Below are 17,893 nucleotides of genomic sequence, written 5' to 3'. Positions count from 1 at the left end.
ATTAATTCTTCTTCTTCTTGCGTTTCTTTTTAGGCATTACTTTCGCATTCTTGATGCGCTGTTCTTTCTCAGCTTTCTCTCTCTCATGCGCTTCGATGATCGGTGCCATCTCTTCGGCAACTTTCTTCTTATAGAACGTGTTACCTGCCCATGTCTGGAATATCAGGAATATACCGCCGACTGCCCAGTATAATGGGAGTGCGGAAGGTGAAATCAGTGAAATCCAGATAATCATGATTGGCGAGATGTACATGAACAGCTGCATCTGTTTACGCTGCTCTTCCGGTACGAACTTCATGGATACATATGCCTGTCCGGCATATACGAGACCTGCGATTGCGACCATGAAATAATCCGTCTCTGTCAGATTCATCCAAAGGAAATCAGGATATTCTGTAATACCGCCTTCTGAAGGGAACCTCAATGCGAAATACAGCGCCATGACAATCGGCATCTGGATAAAGATCGGCAGACATCCCATGTTCAGCGGATTGATGCCGTGCTTTTTGTACAATGCCATCATTTCCTGCTGTGCTTCCATCTTCTCTTCCTGCGTAGTGGCCACTTTTGTCTTCTTCTGAATTTCTTCCATTTCTGGCTTAACTATTTTCATTTTTTCGCGCATCATCATCTGATTCTTATATGTACGCATCATGAATGGGAAAATAGCCAAACGGACAATTAGCGTAATAATGATGATTGCCAGACCATAGTTATGACCAAGGTTATCACCAAGCCAATGAAGTAATGAATCCATCGGCTGTACGAATGTGTTAAAGAAAAAACCGTCCCTGTTTTCTTCCTGGGAATAATCACAGCCTGAAAGTACGAGCACCAGACCGATCATTATGGGGAAGAGCCATTTTTTACTCATTTCTTCACCTCAAAAAAAATATCTCACATAAAAAGCATTGTACCATAAACAGGAATGTAAAAAAATCATTTTCCATGGTTTAATTGAGTATATTTAATGTCCGGGAAGATTACAGGAACCTTTTAACAGCTCCTCCGACATCCTGTGCCCCTGCTATTGCAGAAATCAATGATACGCCATCCGCGCCGTGCTCCAGACATTCCTGATAATTTTCAGGAGTGATTCCGCCAATCGCAACCATCGGCATATCTCCTGTCAGATTTCTCATTTCCTCCAGTCCATGAATGCCTATCACCTCACCGGCATCATCTTTGGAAGGCGTTGTGAAAACCGGTCCGGTCCCGATATAATCCACTTTCCCGAGGTCACTCTGCTCGAGTTCACGACTGTCTGCAACAGAGAGGCCGATGATTTTATCATCGAAATACGGAGACAGCAATGAGCTATCCAAATCATCCTGGCCCAGATGAATGCCATCCGCCCCTACGTTTTCAGCAAGTTCCGGTTCATCATTGATGATGAAAGGGACATTATATTTCCGGCATAATACTTTAATATCCGATGCAAAGTCAAAAAGCGCCTCACCTTCCAAAGCATACTCTCCTTTTTCCCTGAGCTGGAACAGAGTCACGCCATTCTTCAATGCTGCCTCAATGACAAGAAGCGGATTCCCTTCTACATTATTACTGCCACAAATGAAATATAACCTGAGTCTACTTCTGTCCATCAATAGACCTCCACCATTTTTTCTTCAAGCAGGCTGTCTTCATTCAGATAAAGTTCATCTATAAGCTTGTTCATAAAAGTCCCGGGACCTGGAATTCTTATTTTACCGGCTGCCGCTTCGGCACAGAGGTTGTAGTAACTGACAGCATCCACTGCCGCCTCTTCGTCAAATTGTCCCTCGACACCTATGAAAGCGGCTGTCAATGCACCGAGCAGGCAGCCTGATCCCGTGATTTTACTCTGCAGTCCATGGCCGTTTGCCATGAGTATTTCACTGGCATCCGTAACCAGGGCATCCCGCTCTCCTGTAACCAGTGCAGGAACTTCAAACTTTTTATATACCTCTTTCGCAATTTCCATAACATCGGACTTTTCCATTGAATCCACGCCTTTCATAAGGCTTTCTTTCCCGGATAAAGCCATCATTTCACCAGCATTGCCTTTGATGAGCGACACTTCATGACTTTTCAGCAGATCGTCTGTGATACCTGCGCGAAATTCCGACGCACCATAACCCACGGGGTCAAAAACAACCGGAACGTTATTTTTGTTGGCCGCTTTCATCATTGCATCCATCAGTTCATATTTCGTCTGATCCGCTGTTCCAATATTGATGAGCAGCCCTGAGGCGACACTCATCAAATCATCGGCTTCTGATTTTTCACCGCTCATGATTGGAGAAGTTCCCGCAGCCAGCATACCGTTGGCTGTAAAATTTTTCACCACATCATTTGTAATACAGACGACCAAAGGGTTTTCTTCACGCAGTTTTTCTATACGGTTCATAATCTACTCTCCTTTAAAACTGAAATGATTGACTGGGCCGTTGCCCTTCCCTATACCGGGACTGTTCTTTATCGCTGATGTTATATATTTTTTCGCTGTCCTGAAACTCTCTTCCATTGTTTTCCCCTTAGCAAGTTCAGCTGTGATGACAGCTGAAAAAGTGCATCCTGTACCATGCGTATGTTTCGTATCAATACGGGATTCACCTACTGCCACTTCATCATCCCCGGTGAATAAATAATCGACAGCATCCCCATCAAGATGTCCGCCCTTTATGATGACGCTCTGAAGTCCGAGTTCCTTCAGGAATATTTTAGCCGCTTTTCTCACATCAGCCTCGCCTCTGATTTCCTGTCCTGTAATCTTTTCCGCCTCGTGTATATTCGGTGTAACATTCATTGCAACAGGCAGCAGCGAATCTCTTAAAAATTCAATCGAACGTTCTTCTATCAATGCATCCCCGCTGGTGGCAATCATAACAGGGTCAATAACATAAGGTATATCATATTTTTCCACCGTTTCCATGATGACTTCCATCATTTCAACAGTCGCAATCATCCCACTCTTCATCGCATGCGGCACTTCATCACTGAAAATACTGTGAAGCTGACGCTCCAAAAATTCAGCAGGGATATTATAGACATCCTGCACACCCCGCGTATTCTGTGCAGTCAGAGAAGTCACTGCCGCCATGCCGTACACTCCTCTCGAGTGAAAAGCCTTACTGTCAGCAAGCACACCTGCCCCGCCTGTTGGGTCCGTCCCGGCAACCGTCAGTGCAATAGGAAATTTACGCATTCACACCCACCTCCATCCATCTTTCTTTTATGGCAGCCATGTTGAAAAATCTTTTTTCATGTTCAGTGCTCTGGATAAAATTTTTCCTGAGTACTGTAATATCTTTTTGTGTCATATTCCCACTTTCCCGGTTAATGATGTCAAACATGACATCTACGGTATCATCCATGTCATCATTATAAAATTCGAACCAGCTTCTATAAGGATGATCATTTTCAAAAGTATTCCGTTCCAACACCATTTGAGCAATTTTTTTATATACATATGGACACGGAGCCATGGCACTGAAAGTAAAAGCTATATTCTCCTTCGCGTAAACATTGTAATACATGTGCTTTATATAATGATCTGCGGAAGGATACCATTCGCCAGCTTCAATGATTTCTTCATACGGCATATCAACTGACCGGGCGAGTGTTTCATGTGCCTCACTTTCCCCGTCAAACAGGAATTCCATCTGTCCAAGAAGATATTTTACAGTTTCCCTGGAATCAGCTTTGGCAATCAGCATCGCATAAATTTTCGCAAATTCATCCAGATATAAAGCATCTGCCTGCAGATAATGGATGACAGAGGACTTCTCTATATCCCCCCTAATCAACCCCTGTATAAAATCATCATAATAGATTTCCTCAATAATCGGCTCAACATCCTGAATCAGTTTATCCGTAAGCATAGAATTTCTCCTTTTCAATATAATAAAACCCGTCTCCAGACGTTGGAAACGGGTTCAGTATATAAAAGCATGACAGCATGCCGGACTAACCCACTTTCCTACGCTGGTATTATCCAGATCAGGTCTAAGGGATCAGCCGGGTGGCTGTCTCAGCAAAAAGCACCCCTAGTGGTATTGCTATTTTATTAGTATCAATGGTAATAAACTAATTCATCTATGTCAAACAGAAAGTAAAAATGCCAGGCGTATTCGCCCGGCATTTGGATAAACCAATCTATATTAAACTCTGGATTTTACAGTCTTGAACCGCATACCGGCCAAGGCTGGGAACCTCTTTGATCATAAAGGATTTCTGCTCTTTTAGTCTGTTCTGCTGCAGAAGCCTGGGATGGGAGTCCGCTTCCGCCTACAGATTTCCACGTTTGAACATCAAACTGGTAAAGACCATGATAAAGTCCATTTGAACTTACAACACCCGCGTTTCCGCCTGATTCACATTGTGCAAGTGCTCCCCAGTTTTGTCCACTGTTGCTACTTGAAGACGTAGACTGGTTTTCAGTCTGAGTCTGTTGCTGCTGCTGAGCCTGTTGCTCTTGTTTCTGTTGCTGAGCTGCTTCTCTTTCCTGCTTTGCTGCTGCTTCTTTTTGGGCAGCCTGCTCTGCTGCAGCCTGTTCTTGCTGTTGTGCAGCCTGCTGTTCTGCCGCTTCATTATTGGATTGCTCCTGCTGCGCTGGCTGTGCCGGCTCTTCTACCTGTGGAGCTTCCACTGCTGGTGCCTGTTCTGCATTTTCACCGGATACAGTTAATGTTTTACCAGCAAAGATCATATCAGATGACAAGTTATTCCAAGCTTTAAGGTCAGAAACTGTTACATCAAATTCCTGAGCGATTTCAAATAGAGTATCGCCTTCTTTTATAGTGTAAAGACCTGCTTCAGTCGTTTCAGTTTCTTCCTCAGCTTTTTCTTCGCCGCCGATTTCAATTACTTGTCCAGGAACGATGATGTCTGAAGTAAGACCGTTTTCAGATTTGATCGTTTCCACTGAAGTATTATTTTCCTGAGCAAGACCCCAGATAGTATCACCCGTATCTACTGTGTGGCTTGCCGCTTCGGCGCTATATGCTAACGTACCGGATACAGCAATCGCTGCACCTACTGATATTACTTTTTTCATAATAATATTTTCCTCCCGCTAATCACTGGATTAATTTTTATTAGATTAAGTTTTTATCTCTGTTAATCAACTAGGTAATACTATATCAAACAAAATCATTACGTAGGTTACAGGAATATAAAATGTTACGCGTTCTTTTACATTTATATTACAGACAGATTTCTTGGAGATATGTATTATTGCAAAGAAGTTCAATTAAATTATCTTTATATACTTTAATTGAACTTTTAAAATTCTTATGTTTACAGTTTGAAGGGGGGAAGCTTGATATGTCAGCGTCTATGTATATATTCATAAATCATTGCTGTAGATATAAAATTTTTCTTATTATCTGACATCCGTAACACAAATGTTATTTAACGTAACTGAAAATATTAATATGACCTTTACAATTCAAAAAATGTAAAAAAATGCCCGGCAGAGTGCTTTTTCGCAGCATTAAGCATTCTACCGGACAGGTGAGTAGTGTGTGAGTGTAGAATTTTCAAAAGATTGGGTGGCGGATCTGTTAATAACTACGCAAGGGCTTTTTCTTCATTTGCTTTTTCATCATGTCCTTTGTCTTTATATCCAGTGTCTGATTCCTCTTCTTTATTGGAATCATTTATATCCGTCACAGGCATGGTTTTACTCATGATTTTTTCAAGGGCTTCCAGATGGTCATCCCGTCCGGCGGATATTTGCTGGTCTTTCTCGTCTTCATTTAATGTATGGACAGACTTCTGCCCCACAACGTTATGCTGATCATAATACCTGACTGCATCACTGATCATTTTAGAAGGATTGTTCAGATTCTTCTGATCTGATATTTTCTGTGGCATCGGTTTTATACTTTCAGCCCATATTTCCATTCCATATTCCTTCTCGCCATTCGGTTTTATATGAGAAGTTGAAGCAATTTGTCCACTGACACATAAAATTTCGCCTTCACGGGTCTCGGAAAGAACCCTGGGAATCGCTTTTCCGAAAGCTTTGCAGTATATGAAGTGGATTTCCTTTTCTTTTCTCTCATCTTTGGGCACACGTATTGTAGCGATGATGAAAGAATTGACACTCCCATTGGCAGTCTGGGACAGCGTAACATTTTTGACAAGTTCTCCAACCAGCAAAACTTTGTTCATCATATTCTCACCCCCCTTCCTGTATACAACATAAGGGGCTGTTAAATTTTCTGCAAACGACGGATATTTGATTTTATCTGTGATTTCTATACAATTAGACTGTATCTGCAATTATTTTTACTTATAGCAGAAGTTTATCATGCAATTATATATATTCTGCTATTTCAAGCATCTTAATTTGAAAGGGGTATTAATATGAAGTCTTTTAAAATCGTTGATGTTAAACTCGAACATGAAGGTAACTTTATCATCCTGGATCTCATTGACGGCATCATCATCAATAAAGAGATGAATGAAAACTCATGGCTGCTGGAAATCTCCACGTCACCTGACTTTAAAGATATACTCGAACCATTCGTTGAACACGATGTCGATCTGCTTGTCACCATCACGAGACCGACCAATGAACCAGCCAGGTTTAAAGGCGTCTTCAAAGAGTTGAATGAAATTGATAATGCCATTTCTTTAATTTTCATTGGAGATATCATTACGCAGAATCCAAACTATGCTGAAGACCTGCTTGCACAGCTTATTGATGAAGGTTTCGAAGGGGAAGATCTTCTCAATGAATTTACAGCGATGATGGAATCGAAAACAGAATTAAAAACATCCGATGATTAATTATCATCGGATGTTTTTGTATCCTGTATGGCAAATGTAATTTCACATTTGCATGCAATTTCGCCGTCAACTGTGGCAACTGCTTCACCTTTGCCGATTGGGCCCCTGATTTTAGTGATCTCTACAGTCAGCTCCAGTGTATCCCCGGGTGTAACCTGTTTTTTAAATTTACACTTATCAATTCCGGCAAAAAATGCCAGCTTTCCTTTGAACTTCTCTTCCTGCAATAATGCCACGGCTCCTACCTGAGCCAGCGCCTCGACAATGAGGACACCCGGCATAACTGCATATTCAGGGAAATGTCCCGGGAAAAACGGTTCGTTTCCTGAAACTTGTTTAATGCCTGTACATTTTACTCCCGGCTCAATATCCGTCACTCTATCTATAAGCAGGAATGGAGGACGATGCGGGATGATTGCTTTAATCTGGTCATAAGTCAGCATTTAGTTATCATTCCTTGGTCAAATTGATGATGTGTTCCCATGTTTCCAATCGAAATACCTCTATAGGGTTATCCAATATTCCAAATCCGATCATTAGCCCGACGAAGAAAATAATAACAGCGACATAGACAAATAAAAGGATTCTTACGATTAATGGAAATCTGCGGTGGACTAGTTTTTTTGATTGTTCCGCCATAATGATACCTCTTTACTTCTGTGTTACCGCACTTCTTTGTGCAGTGTCATCACTTGTCCGTTCGATATCCGCTCCAAGTTTTTCAAGCTTCTTATGGAAGTCGACATATCCGCGGTCCAAATGCTTAAGTTCAGTAACTACAGTATAACCGTCTGCTGCCAAACCTGCAAGAATCAGAGCAGCTGCAGCTCTTAAATCTGTGGCCTTCACTCTGCCGCCCTGCAGTTTTTTCACGCCTTTGATGATTGCATGGTTCTCCTGCAGATCTATGTCTGCACCCATGTTTGAAAATTCCTCCACATGCATGAACCTGTTTTCAAAAATCGTCTCAGTGATGATGCTTACTCCATCTATTGTCGTCAGCAGTGCCATCATCTGACTTTGCATATCAGTTGGGAAGCCTGGATGGGGCATTGTTTTCACCTGAATGGCTTTCAATTGCTCCGGAGGGATCACACGGACATTTTTCCCGTCTTCAGGAACAATACGCACTCCGGTCTCTTCCAATTTTGAAATCAGCGCTGTCAGATGGTCAGTCATTACATTTTCAAGAACGATTTCGCTCTTTGTGATTGCACCTGCAATCATGAATGTCCCCGCTTCAATACGATCGGGGATGACAGTATGCTCAGTCCCCTGCAGACTTTCGACACCTTCTATGGTAATGTGGCCCGTACCGGCACCTTTGACATTGCCGCCCATCGCGTTGATATAGTTGGCCAGATCCTCGATTTCAGGTTCCCGAGCCACATTCTCCAGGTGTGTTGTGCCTTCTGCCAGACTTGCTGCCATTATCAAGTTCTGGGTAGCACCGACGCTTGGAAAATCCAGATAAACTTTCGCACCCTGCAGTCTTCCGTCTGCCGTACCTTCAAAACTGCCGTCCACCGTCCTGAATGTTACGCCCATTTTTTCAAGGCCTTTGATATGCTGTTCGACCGGTCTCGAACCAATTGCACAGCCGCCCGGCATTGCCACATTGCAATAGCCGTACCTTGCAAGCATTGGACCCATTACAAGCATGCTCGCACGCATTTTGCTCACAAGATCGAATGGTGCATTACAGTCCAGCTTTCCGGTTGCATCGACCCGCACTGAACCGTCTGAACGGTTCACATCGGCTCCCAGATATTTCAGCAGATTGCTCAGATTATCCACATCTGATAATAACGGTACGTTATTTAATGTTGATACGCCCTTCTCTGCAAGCAAAGATGCCGTCATTACAGGCAGCACTGCGTTTTTCGATCCTTCTATTTTCACGGAACCAGACAATCTGGTTCCACCCTTTACAATTATAGATTCCATATCTCTCACTCCATACTTTTTAAATCACATTTTCACAATACACTATTCACTATTTTAAAGATGTATAAACATGTTTGTAAAGCATTTAGCCAAACATCAATGAAGCTTCCTGAACCAGACGGAAAAAATCCATGATGAAATTGCTCAGTGCACTTCCTAAAAGTATAGCGAGCAATATGAAGAAAAGACGGATCCGTCCTGTATCGCCTTTTCGGAACCAGCTATCCACATTAAGTGACCCGATTACCCAGAATGCAAAAATAACACAGAAAATATGAAGTACAATGTGTATGAAAGCAAGTTGTGAAATTAACATTTTTACCACCTTAAAAAAAAACCCAGGCTCCCGCCTGGGTGATTTATGAACTATGTTTAGCTACATCTATTCTATTGATCGCCCGCTGTAAAGCAAGTTCCGCACGGAATCTGTCGATCTTCTCATCACGTTCCTGCTGCAGAAGTGCTTCCGCACGTTCTTTTGCTGCAGCAGCCCGTTCAGTATCAATCTCACCGGCAGACTCACCAGCCTGAACAAGTACAGTCACTTTTTCAGGACGGATTTCAACGAAACCGTCTGTCACTGCAAAATACTCAAAGCGCCCATCGATTTTTGCGCGGAGGCCTCCGATTTTGAGTGCAGCTACTGTCGGGACGTGGCCGGCCATGACACCGAGCTCACCTTGTTTGGTCTGGAGTATGATAATTTCACAGTTCTCTTGAAAATAGACAGAACCGTCAGGTGTTACTACATCCAGTGCAATTTTATTCATTTGCTAACCCTCCCGATTTTAAACTTCTACACCCATCTCGCGTGCTTTATCAAGCACATCTGAAATACCACCGACAAGACGGAATGCATCTTCTGGGATATGGTCATATTTACCAGCAAGAATTTCTTTAAAGTCTTCAACAGTTTGTGAAACCGGTACATATGAACCTTTTTGTCCTGTAAACTGTTCAGCAACATGGAAGTTCTGAGACAGGAAGAACTGGATACGGCGTGCACGGTTAACTGTTTTCTTATCATCATCGGAAAGTTCATCCATACCGAGGATTGCAATGATATCCTGCAACTCACGGTATTTTTGAATCGTCGCCTGAACTTCACGTGCAACTTCATAGTGCTCTTCTCCTACAACAGCCGGAGACAGCGCACGGGAAGTGGATGCAAGAGGGTCCACCGCAGGGTAGATACCCATCTCAGAAAGACTTCTTTCAAGGTTTGTTGTTGCATCAAGGTGCGCGAAAGTTTGCGCAGGAGCCGGGTCAGTATAGTCATCGGCAGGTACGAATACTGCCTGGATGGAAGTAACTGAACCAACATTTGTCGATGTGATACGCTCCTGAAGCTGACCCATTTCTGTTGCGAGTGTCGGCTGATAACCAACAGCAGAAGGCATACGTCCCAAGAGTGCAGAAACCTCAGAACCTGCCTGAGTGAAACGGAAGATGTTATCGATGAACAGAAGCACGTCCTGTCCTTCTTCATCACGGAAGTATTCTGCCATTGTAAGTCCTGTTAAGGCAACACGCATACGTGCACCCGGCGGCTCGTTCATCTGGCCGAAAACCATTGCAGTTTTCTCGATGACTCCGGAATCTTTCATTTCGTAATAAAGGTCATTACCTTCACGTGTGCGCTCACCAACACCGGCGAATACTGAAATACCACCGTGCTCCTGTGCGATGTTATTGATCAGTTCCTGGATAAGAACTGTTTTACCTACACCGGCACCGCCGAAGAGTCCGATCTTACCGCCTTTTGTATAAGGAGCAAGCAGGTCGACTACTTTAATACCTGTTTCCAAAATTTCCATTTCTGTTTGCAGTTCATCAAATTTAGGTGCTTGACGGTGAATTGGATCTCTTCTTTCAGATTCAGGAATTGCTTCCTCAAGATCAATATGCTCACCCAGTACGTTGAATACACGCCCCAGTGTCACCTGACCTACCGGTACAGATATCGGCTTGCCTGTATTCCTTACTTCAGCACCACGCTGTAATCCATCAGTAGAACTCATCGCAATTGTTTTTACGACGTTATCTCCAAGATGGAGCGCGACTTCAAGAGCCAGGGTGATAGTTTTTCCGTCTTTTTCAATATCGACGAAGAGTGCGTTGTTCAATTCAGGAAGTTCCCCTTCATTGAATCTAACGTCAACTACCGGTCCCATGACTTGAATTACTTGACCTAAAGCCATTAGATTTCCTCCTACTCATTCTTGTTTATTCGAGTGCTGCTGCGCCGCCCACAATTTCAGTAATCTCCTGAGTGATTGCCGCTTGTCTAGCACGGTTGTATTGCAATGTCAGATCATCAACCAATTCTTTGGCGTTATCCGTCGCAGCCTGCATGGCTGTCATACGCATGGAATGTTCACTTGCCTTAGCATCAAGCAGTGCTCCATAGATCAAGCTTTCCGCATATTGAGGAAGAATCGTTTCAAGGATGGATTCCTTGTCCGGTTCGAATTCATATGATGAAAGACTCGAGGACTGTGACTCATTTGAAAGGTCACTGTCAGACAATGGTAATACTTTACGCATGTCAACTTCCTGTTGCAGAACAGAAATGAATTTATTATATACGATGAAAAGTTCGTCAAATTCTTCGTTGGCAAATGAACTGACTGCCTGCTGTGCGATTTCTTTCACGCTGCTGAAATCAGGTTGGTCTGCCAGTCCGGTACGGGAATTCGCAACAGGGTAATCACGGTTCTGAAGGAACTCCAGGCCCAGATTCCCGATTACAAACAGGTCATAGGAGTCGGCATTGTTGTTGTGGCGCTCTTTTATTTCATTCGTCACCACTTTCAGTACATTGGCGTTATAAGGTCCTGCAAGACCGCTGTCCGCTGTAATGACAATGTATCCTGTACGTTTGACCGGCCGTTCCTCGAGCATCGGGTGGGAACTTGTTGTGTCTCCGGATGCGATGGCCTGCACCGTCTCCTGGATCTTGTCCATGTAAGGCTGGAACTTTTTGGAGTTCTCTTCCGCTCTCTTAAGCTTCGAGTTCGCAACCATCTGCATAGCACGCGTGATCTGACTCATCTTTTTAGTAGATCCGATACGACCTTTTATTTCTTTTATTGAAGCCATGAATTCACCACCTTAATAATTATTCATCTTCATCAGTTAGAAGGATTGAATAGTTTCTTGAAGCTGTTTATCGCGCTCACATATGCTTCGTCATCAGGGAGCTGTTTAGTTTCACGGATTCCATCCAGTAGTTCTGGGTTGTTGGAGTCCAGCCAGCTGAGGAATTCATCTTCAAAGCGAGTGATGTCTCCAACAGGAATATCGTCCAGATGTCCGTTGACAAGTGCATAAAGGATTGCTACCTGGCGCTCGACCTGCAATGGCTTGTTCTCGCCCTGTTTAAGCACTTCAACAGTACGCTGTCCGCGTGCAAGTTTTGCTGCAGTCGCTTCATCAAGATCAGAGCCGAACTGGGCAAATGATTCAAGTTCACGGAATGCTGCAAGGTCAAGCCGCAGTGTACCTGCTACTTTCTTCATCGCTTTGATCTGTGCAGAACCACCAACACGTGATACTGAAAGACCGGCGTTGATCGCAGGTCTTACTCCTGAGAAGAACAAGTCAGACTGCAGGAAGATCTGGCCATCAGTAATGGATATAACGTTCGTTGGTACGAATGCACTGATATCCCCTGCCTGAGTTTCAATGAACGGAAGTGCAGTAATTGAACCGCCGCCAAGATCATCGTTAAGTTTTGCTGCGCGTTCCAAGAGACGGCTGTGCAGGTAGAACACGTCACCCGGATATGCTTCACGACCCGGCGGACGACGGAGAAGAAGTGAGAGTTCACGGTAGGCTGCTGCCTGTTTAGTAAGGTCATCATAGACGATGAGTACATGTTTGCCGTTGAACATGAATTCTTCTGCCATGGATACACCGGAATAAGGTGCAATGTAAAGCATTGGTGCCGGCATTGAAGCACCTGCAGAAACGACGATAGTATAATCAAGTGCACCGTTTTTACGCAATGTTTCCACTGTCGCACGTACAGTCGACTCTTTCTGTCCGATTGCTACATATACGCAGATCATGTCCTGATCTTTCTGGTTCAGAATTGTATCGATTGCCACTGTCGTCTTACCAGTCTGACGGTCACCGATGATAAGTTCACGTTGGCCGCGTCCGATCGGTACCAGTGCATCAATCGCTTTGATGCCGGTCTGCAGCGGTTCATCGACAGATTTACGGTCCATTACTCCCGTAGCAGGGCTTTCGATAGGTCTTGTCTTAGTTGCACCAAGCGGACCTTTACCGTCGATCGGCTGTCCAAGTGGGTTTAATACACGTCCGATGAGTTCTTCCCCGACAGGAACTTCCATGATACGCCCTGTACGTTTGACTTCATCGCCTTCTTTGATATCATCATACGGTCCTAGAATTACGATACCGATATTGTTTTCTTCGAGGTTCTGGGCAAGTCCCAGAACACCGCTAGGAAATTCAAGCAATTCTCCAGCCATTGCATCATTAAGACCATGAGCAAGTGCGATACCGTCACCAACCTGGATGACTGTTCCCACATCGGATACTTTCATATCTGCTTCATAGTTCTCAATCTGGCTTTTAAGAAGAGCGCTTATTTCGTCAGCTTTAATTGCCATCAAATATCACTCCTTAATTAACTGATAGTCCGTTCTCTGAATTGATTTTTCAAATCGGCAAGCTGTCCACGCAGGGAACCGTCATAGACTTTGGTTCCAATAAAGACCCTGATGCCGCCAATCAATTCTTCGTTCACTATATTTTCGATGAGCAGTTTGGAAAGACCAGTTTTTTGAATGAATACTTTTCCGATGGAATCAATCTCTTCATCAGAAAGTTCATATACTGATTCGATCACAACATGCTCCTGATTGTAATGCACGTTATATGCCTTGATGAAGTGTGTATAGACGGATTCAATTTCAGATAAAAGATTCCTGTCAGCCATGATCAAAAGCATATTATAAAGTGGTTTCACGACATCTTTGAATGCATGTTCCACAGTTTCTTTACGCTTGTCTTTAGCAATTGCAGGATTCACCATGAAATCAGAGAAATCCGTCACTTCCCTTACAGCTTTCATCACTTCATCAAAATCAGTTTTCACTTCATCAAGCTGACCGTTCTCAGAGACACTGCTGTAAAGCGCCTGGGAATATTTCTGTGCTGAACTCGCCATTATTTATCCCCTGCTTCCTGCAAGTACCTTGAAACCAATTCTTTTTGGTCCTCTTGATTGATTTCTTTGGAAATCATTTTCTCTGCAATCAGAACGGAAATTTCCGACACCTGACTGTTGATATCACGTATTGCTTTTTCTTTTTCTCTTTCGATGTCAACTTTAGCGTCTTTCATCATTTGATTTGCACGCGTATTGGCATCGTGAATAATATCTTCTTGTTCTTTCTTCGCCTGCTGCTTTGCGTTGTCCATCATAGAGGAGATTTCAGCCTGTGTATCTTTCAATACTGCTTCATTCTCTTCTTTAAGACGTACAGCTTCAGCTTTACGCTGTTCAGCATCATCAATCTCTGAGTGGATCAGATTCTCTCTTTCATCCATCACTTTTTTAAGTGGTTTCCACACAAAGTAGGAAAGTGCTCCGAGAAGAACCAGGAAAGTAACCAATTGCACTAAACTGCTTCCAATGGCTGTCGGAATTGTATCCGCAGCTCCTAAAATAAGAAATTCCACGTATGTACACTCCTTTCACGAGAGTTTCATTCTTTATTCATAGTCGACATAATAAGAGGGCGAAATCTTTGATAGAAGACTTCGCCAAATGTAACGTTTCTTAGAACATGAACATAAGCATGAATGAAATAACAATCGCGATGATCGGAACGGCCTCAACAACACCGATACCAATGAACATGATTGTCATGAGTGGACCACGTGCCTCTGGCTGACGTGAAACCCCTTCAACTGTTTTAGAAACGATAAGACCGATACCAACACTTGCGCCGAGTGCCGCAAGACCTGCTGCAATACCTACTGCGAGTAAGTTCATCATAAGATATAGTTCCTCCTAATATTTTTTGAATGATATTTATAAATTATATATTAATGATCGTCGCTAACTTTGTGGGATAGGTAGACCATTGATAACATAACAAAGATGAATGCCTGAATTGCACCGATGTAGATCGAGAAGCCCTGCCAGACCATCATTGGGATAAATCCTCCGACAAAGCCTAATGCGCCGCTCATCATTACTGTTGTCAGTAATGCAAGAAGGATCTCACCTGCATAGATGTTTCCGTAAAGACGGAGACCAAGCGTCAGATTGTATGTGAACTCTTCAAGTATTTTGAAGGGGACCATAAATCCAAACGGTTCCGCGTACGATTTGAGATAAGCTTTTGTCCCCCGCATTTTAACACCGTAATAATGCGTCAGAACGATCATTACACTTGCCAGTGTCAAAGTTACGGCTGGATCTGCTGTCGGTGATTTCCACCAGAGTGTATGATTTTCGTCAGGTGCTATAAAAGCGAAAGGCAGACCCACGAAGTTTGAAACTGCTATGTAAAGAATCAGTGTCAGAGCCAGGAAGTGAAACCTTCCTCCTTGTTTCCAGGCCATATTGCCGGAAATGATACCTTTGACGAAGTTCATCAGTACTTCCATAAGTACCTGACTTTTCCCTGTCGGTCTCACTGCGATATTCCTCGTCATGAAGAATGCGATCAGAAACACTATTAATGATGATATGATGATCATCATAGTTGTTGACAGGTCAAATGTTACTGGTAAACCAAAAACATCAATTGTCCATAACGGAGTTCCATGTTCCATTTTTTCACCTCTTTCACTTCGTCAATTCTTTAATCGCACGGAAAATAATCATGATATAGCTGAGGACGAGACCGCCTGCTATACCAAAAATGCTGAAGATGTCAGGGAATCTCACCCAAAACAAACATGTAACTATCACAATCAGTAACCGGGCAACAGTACCAGTTCTTATTTTACCTTCCGAACTGTCATAAGCTTTCTCCAAATTATAGTACCAGTTCCACAGCAGGAAAATGGACGCAGTGGTGCCAAGGAAAAACCCGGCTGCAATGGATGATTTGGTAAATAAATAGATGAGTAGGCTTATAGCAAGAGGGAAAAGTAAAAAATTCAGGAAATGTTTGTAAAATCGTCTGAAAAATGGCACTTTTAACACTGTCTCCTAGTGTGTTTTACGGTTATGTCTGGAAACCGTTACATTACTCTTGTAATGATATAGGAGTGCTTTTTTTATGTCAATAATATGTACGAAAATATTTGTTATGACAGTGCTCCCGACATATTATTGACATATTTTTCACACTCTGAAACTTTCCGGTTTCGCATCCAGTAATTCGTAATAATATTTTATATTTTCACAAATACGCTCAGATGCCTGTCCGTCACCGTAAGGATTGGGTGCAGATGCCATTTTTTCATACATCGCATTATCTGTAAGCAGCTGTTTCGTCAAATTATAAATGTTCTCTTTCTGAATGCCTGCCAGCTTAAGTGTCCCTGCTTCCACACCTTCAGGACGCTCTGTCGTATCTCTCAGCACCAATACCGGTTTGCCAAGGGATGGCGCTTCTTCCTGCACACCCCCGGAGTCAGTCAGAATGATGTGGCTTTTTGCCGCGAAGTTGTGGAAATCAAATACATCCAATGGCTCGATGATTTCAATACGATCATGATCAGATAGATATTTGTCTGCAATTTCACGGACTTTAGGATTTTTGTGAATTGGATAGACTACTGTGACATCTTCGAACTCTTCTACAATTTCCCGTACGGCACTGAAAATGTTTTCCATCGGCATACCGATATTTTCACGCCTGTGTGCAGTCAGCAGAATAACTTTATTATCTTTATGTTTCTCGATGATTTCACTTTCATAGTTTTCATTCACTGTTGTCTTAAGTGCATCGATTGCAGTATTTCCTGTAACAGAGATATACGTATCGTCCTTATTCTCTTTGAGCAGGTTTGTTTTTGACTGATCTGTCGGAGAGAAATGAAGATCCGCGAGTACACCTGTCATCTGACGGTTCATTTCTTCAGGAAAAGGTGAATATTTGTTGTTCGTTCTCAGTCCCGCTTCAACATGACCGATATCCACCTCATTATAAAACGCTGCAAGACTGCCAGCGAAAGTAGTCGTCGTATCCCCATGGACAAGAATCATATCCGGCTCGGCTTCTTTGATGACAGTCTCCAATCCTTCGATCACTCTGCCCGTCACTTCAGAAAGCGTCTGCCCCTGTTTCATGATGTTAAGATCGAAATCAGGTGTGATTCCGAAAATTTCCAGAACCTGGTCCAGCATTTCCCTGTGTTGGGCTGTAACCACTACAATCGGCTCAAGCTCCGGGTCCTTCTTAAGTTCCAGTACAAGCGGTGCCATTTTGATGGCTTCTGGGCGTGTACCAAAAATTGTCATGATTTTCTTCATTCTTTTTCTCCTTGTTGATTCTATTTTGTTCCGAAGAGTCTGTCTCCGGCATCCCCAAGACCCGGGACGATGTAACTTTTATCATTCAATTTTTCATCCAGCGCTGCGATGTAGATATCTACCTCAGGATGCGCCTCTTTTAATATTTCCACGCCTTCAGGTGCTGCAATCAGGCAGATAAACCTGATCTTGGTGGCACCTCGTTTTTTCACTGCCGTAATTGCCTCTACTGCAGATGCCCCTGTGGCAAGCATCGGGTCGATGACAAAAATGTCTCTTTCTTCAATATCTCCCGGGAATTTTGCGTAATATTCAATCGCTTCCAGTGTGTCAGGATCACGATATAGTCCGATATGTCCCACCCGGGCTGAAGGGATCAGTTTAAGTATACCCTCCTGCATTCCCAGACCGGCACGGAGTATGGGCACAATCCCCAATTTTTTACCGCTCAATCTTTTTGCCGTTGTCTTCTGAACCGGTGTATCCACTTCAACATCTTCCAGAGATAGATCCCGCGTCACTTCATATGCCATCAGCATTCCGACTTCATCGACCAGTTCCCTGAATTCTTTCGTCGATGTCTTCTCATCACGGATATAACTCATTTTGTGTTGAATCAACGGATGGTCCATTACTTGCACTTTGGACATAGTGTTCCTCCTGTCTTCTCAATTGTGCCGGAATAAGCCCATCTTA

At 43.3% G+C, this 17,893-nt stretch carries 23 protein-coding genes and 1 riboswitch; of the genes, 1 reads left to right on the top strand and 22 read right to left on the bottom strand.

Annotated elements, in window-relative coordinates; translation table 11 throughout:
- Position 1 precedes the first annotated feature (1 nt).
- The 7 genes from yidC to BM271_RS06455 all read right to left on the bottom strand — a co-directional run bounded on the left by yidC (position 2) and on the right by BM271_RS06455 (position 6,159).
- Positions 2–874: a membrane protein insertase YidC gene (yidC, locus tag BM271_RS06485; RefSeq protein ID WP_046790954.1), complete on the bottom strand. Its 873-nt coding sequence runs from the start codon at positions 872–874 to the stop codon at positions 2–4.
- A 109-nt stretch (positions 875–983) separates the two neighbouring features.
- Positions 984–1,601: a thiamine phosphate synthase gene (thiE, locus tag BM271_RS06480; protein ID WP_046790955.1), complete on the bottom strand. Its 618-nt coding sequence runs from the start codon at positions 1,599–1,601 to the stop codon at positions 984–986.
- On the bottom strand, positions 1,601–2,386 hold the full coding sequence (thiM, locus tag BM271_RS06475) for a hydroxyethylthiazole kinase (RefSeq protein WP_046790956.1): 786 nt from the start codon (positions 2,384–2,386) through the stop codon (positions 1,601–1,603). Before thiM ends, thiE begins: the two co-directional genes overlap by 1 nt.
- Before the next feature lie 3 nt (positions 2,387–2,389).
- Complete coding sequence (gene thiD, locus BM271_RS06470) at positions 2,390–3,184, bottom strand: bifunctional hydroxymethylpyrimidine kinase/phosphomethylpyrimidine kinase (RefSeq protein ID WP_046790957.1); 795 nt, start codon at positions 3,182–3,184, stop codon at positions 2,390–2,392.
- Positions 3,177–3,860 carry a thiaminase II gene (tenA, locus tag BM271_RS06465; RefSeq protein WP_046790958.1) on the bottom strand — a complete coding sequence of 228 codons (684 nt, stop codon included), beginning with the start codon at positions 3,858–3,860 and terminating at the stop codon, positions 3,177–3,179. Before tenA ends, thiD begins: the two co-directional genes overlap by 8 nt.
- 78 nt (positions 3,861–3,938) lie before the next feature.
- Positions 3,939–4,037: riboswitch (TPP riboswitch) on the bottom strand.
- Positions 4,038–4,153: 116 nt separating this feature from the next.
- The gene (locus BM271_RS06460; RefSeq protein ID WP_046790959.1) at positions 4,154–5,035 is read right to left on the bottom strand and encodes a transglycosylase family protein; all 882 of its coding nucleotides are present in this window, start codon (positions 5,033–5,035) and stop codon (positions 4,154–4,156) included.
- Positions 5,036–5,550: 515 nt separating this feature from the next.
- Positions 5,551–6,159: a single-stranded DNA-binding protein gene (locus BM271_RS06455; protein ID WP_046790960.1), complete on the bottom strand. Its 609-nt coding sequence runs from the start codon at positions 6,157–6,159 to the stop codon at positions 5,551–5,553.
- A gap of 192 nt (positions 6,160–6,351) precedes the next feature.
- On the opposite strand from BM271_RS06455, the gene BM271_RS06450 reads away from it, so the two are divergent.
- Positions 6,352–6,777 carry a YwpF family protein gene (locus BM271_RS06450; RefSeq protein WP_046790961.1) on the top strand — a complete coding sequence of 142 codons (426 nt, stop codon included), beginning with the start codon at positions 6,352–6,354 and terminating at the stop codon, positions 6,775–6,777.
- Here BM271_RS06450 and fabZ read toward each other — a convergent pair.
- The 15 genes from fabZ to upp form a co-directional block, all read right to left on the bottom strand.
- The gene (fabZ, locus tag BM271_RS06445) at positions 6,774–7,220 is read right to left on the bottom strand and encodes a 3-hydroxyacyl-ACP dehydratase FabZ (protein ID WP_046790962.1); all 447 of its coding nucleotides are present in this window, start codon (positions 7,218–7,220) and stop codon (positions 6,774–6,776) included. The genes BM271_RS06450 and fabZ overlap by 4 nt on opposite strands.
- A gap of 7 nt (positions 7,221–7,227) precedes the next feature.
- Positions 7,228–7,416 carry a DNA-directed RNA polymerase subunit beta gene (locus BM271_RS06440; RefSeq protein WP_046790963.1) on the bottom strand — a complete coding sequence of 63 codons (189 nt, stop codon included), beginning with the start codon at positions 7,414–7,416 and terminating at the stop codon, positions 7,228–7,230.
- 12 nt (positions 7,417–7,428) lie between these two features.
- Complete coding sequence (gene murA / locus BM271_RS06435) at positions 7,429–8,724, bottom strand: UDP-N-acetylglucosamine 1-carboxyvinyltransferase (RefSeq protein ID WP_046790964.1); 1,296 nt, start codon at positions 8,722–8,724, stop codon at positions 7,429–7,431.
- Positions 8,725–8,809: 85 nt separating this feature from the next.
- Entirely contained in the window at positions 8,810–9,040 is a 231-nt protein-coding gene (locus BM271_RS06430) for a DUF1146 family protein (RefSeq protein ID WP_046790965.1), read from the bottom strand.
- Between the two features lie 43 nt (positions 9,041–9,083).
- The gene (locus tag BM271_RS06425; RefSeq protein ID WP_046790966.1) at positions 9,084–9,494 is read right to left on the bottom strand and encodes a F0F1 ATP synthase subunit epsilon; all 411 of its coding nucleotides are present in this window, start codon (positions 9,492–9,494) and stop codon (positions 9,084–9,086) included.
- 18 nt (positions 9,495–9,512) lie between these two features.
- Entirely contained in the window at positions 9,513–10,925 is a 1,413-nt protein-coding gene (gene atpD / locus BM271_RS06420) for a F0F1 ATP synthase subunit beta (RefSeq protein WP_046790967.1), read from the bottom strand.
- Positions 10,926–10,950: 25 nt separating this feature from the next.
- Positions 10,951–11,826, bottom strand: coding sequence for an ATP synthase F1 subunit gamma (gene atpG, locus BM271_RS06415; protein WP_046790968.1), 876 nt, complete (start codon positions 11,824–11,826; stop codon positions 10,951–10,953).
- 32 nt (positions 11,827–11,858) lie between these two features.
- Complete coding sequence (gene atpA / locus BM271_RS06410; protein ID WP_046790969.1) at positions 11,859–13,367, bottom strand: F0F1 ATP synthase subunit alpha; 1,509 nt, start codon at positions 13,365–13,367, stop codon at positions 11,859–11,861.
- 17 nt (positions 13,368–13,384) lie between these two features.
- Entirely contained in the window at positions 13,385–13,927 is a 543-nt protein-coding gene (locus tag BM271_RS06405) for a F0F1 ATP synthase subunit delta (RefSeq protein WP_046790970.1), read from the bottom strand.
- On the bottom strand, positions 13,927–14,442 hold the full coding sequence (locus tag BM271_RS06400; protein ID WP_046790971.1) for a F0F1 ATP synthase subunit B: 516 nt from the start codon (positions 14,440–14,442) through the stop codon (positions 13,927–13,929). Before BM271_RS06400 ends, BM271_RS06405 begins: the two co-directional genes overlap by 1 nt.
- 100 nt (positions 14,443–14,542) lie before the next feature.
- Positions 14,543–14,758: a F0F1 ATP synthase subunit C gene (gene atpE / locus BM271_RS06395; protein WP_046791568.1), complete on the bottom strand. Its 216-nt coding sequence runs from the start codon at positions 14,756–14,758 to the stop codon at positions 14,543–14,545.
- 53 nt (positions 14,759–14,811) lie between these two features.
- Entirely contained in the window at positions 14,812–15,546 is a 735-nt protein-coding gene (atpB, locus tag BM271_RS06390; protein ID WP_046790972.1) for a F0F1 ATP synthase subunit A, read from the bottom strand.
- A gap of 13 nt (positions 15,547–15,559) precedes the next feature.
- Positions 15,560–15,913, bottom strand: coding sequence for an ATP synthase subunit I (locus BM271_RS06385; RefSeq protein ID WP_046790973.1), 354 nt, complete (start codon positions 15,911–15,913; stop codon positions 15,560–15,562).
- 150 nt (positions 15,914–16,063) lie between these two features.
- Positions 16,064–17,197: a non-hydrolyzing UDP-N-acetylglucosamine 2-epimerase gene (gene wecB, locus BM271_RS06380; protein ID WP_046790974.1), complete on the bottom strand. Its 1,134-nt coding sequence runs from the start codon at positions 17,195–17,197 to the stop codon at positions 16,064–16,066.
- Between the two features lie 20 nt (positions 17,198–17,217).
- Positions 17,218–17,847: a uracil phosphoribosyltransferase gene (gene upp / locus BM271_RS06375; protein WP_046790975.1), complete on the bottom strand. Its 630-nt coding sequence runs from the start codon at positions 17,845–17,847 to the stop codon at positions 17,218–17,220.
- Positions 17,848–17,893 lie beyond the last annotated feature (46 nt).

The sequence above is a fragment of the Salinicoccus halodurans genome (assembly GCF_900114445.1).
In the GTDB taxonomy this organism is placed as follows: domain Bacteria; phylum Bacillota; class Bacilli; order Staphylococcales; family Salinicoccaceae; genus Salinicoccus; species Salinicoccus halodurans.
Note: the sequence above shows the minus strand (reverse complement) of the source record. Positions and strands in the feature narration are given on the sequence as shown.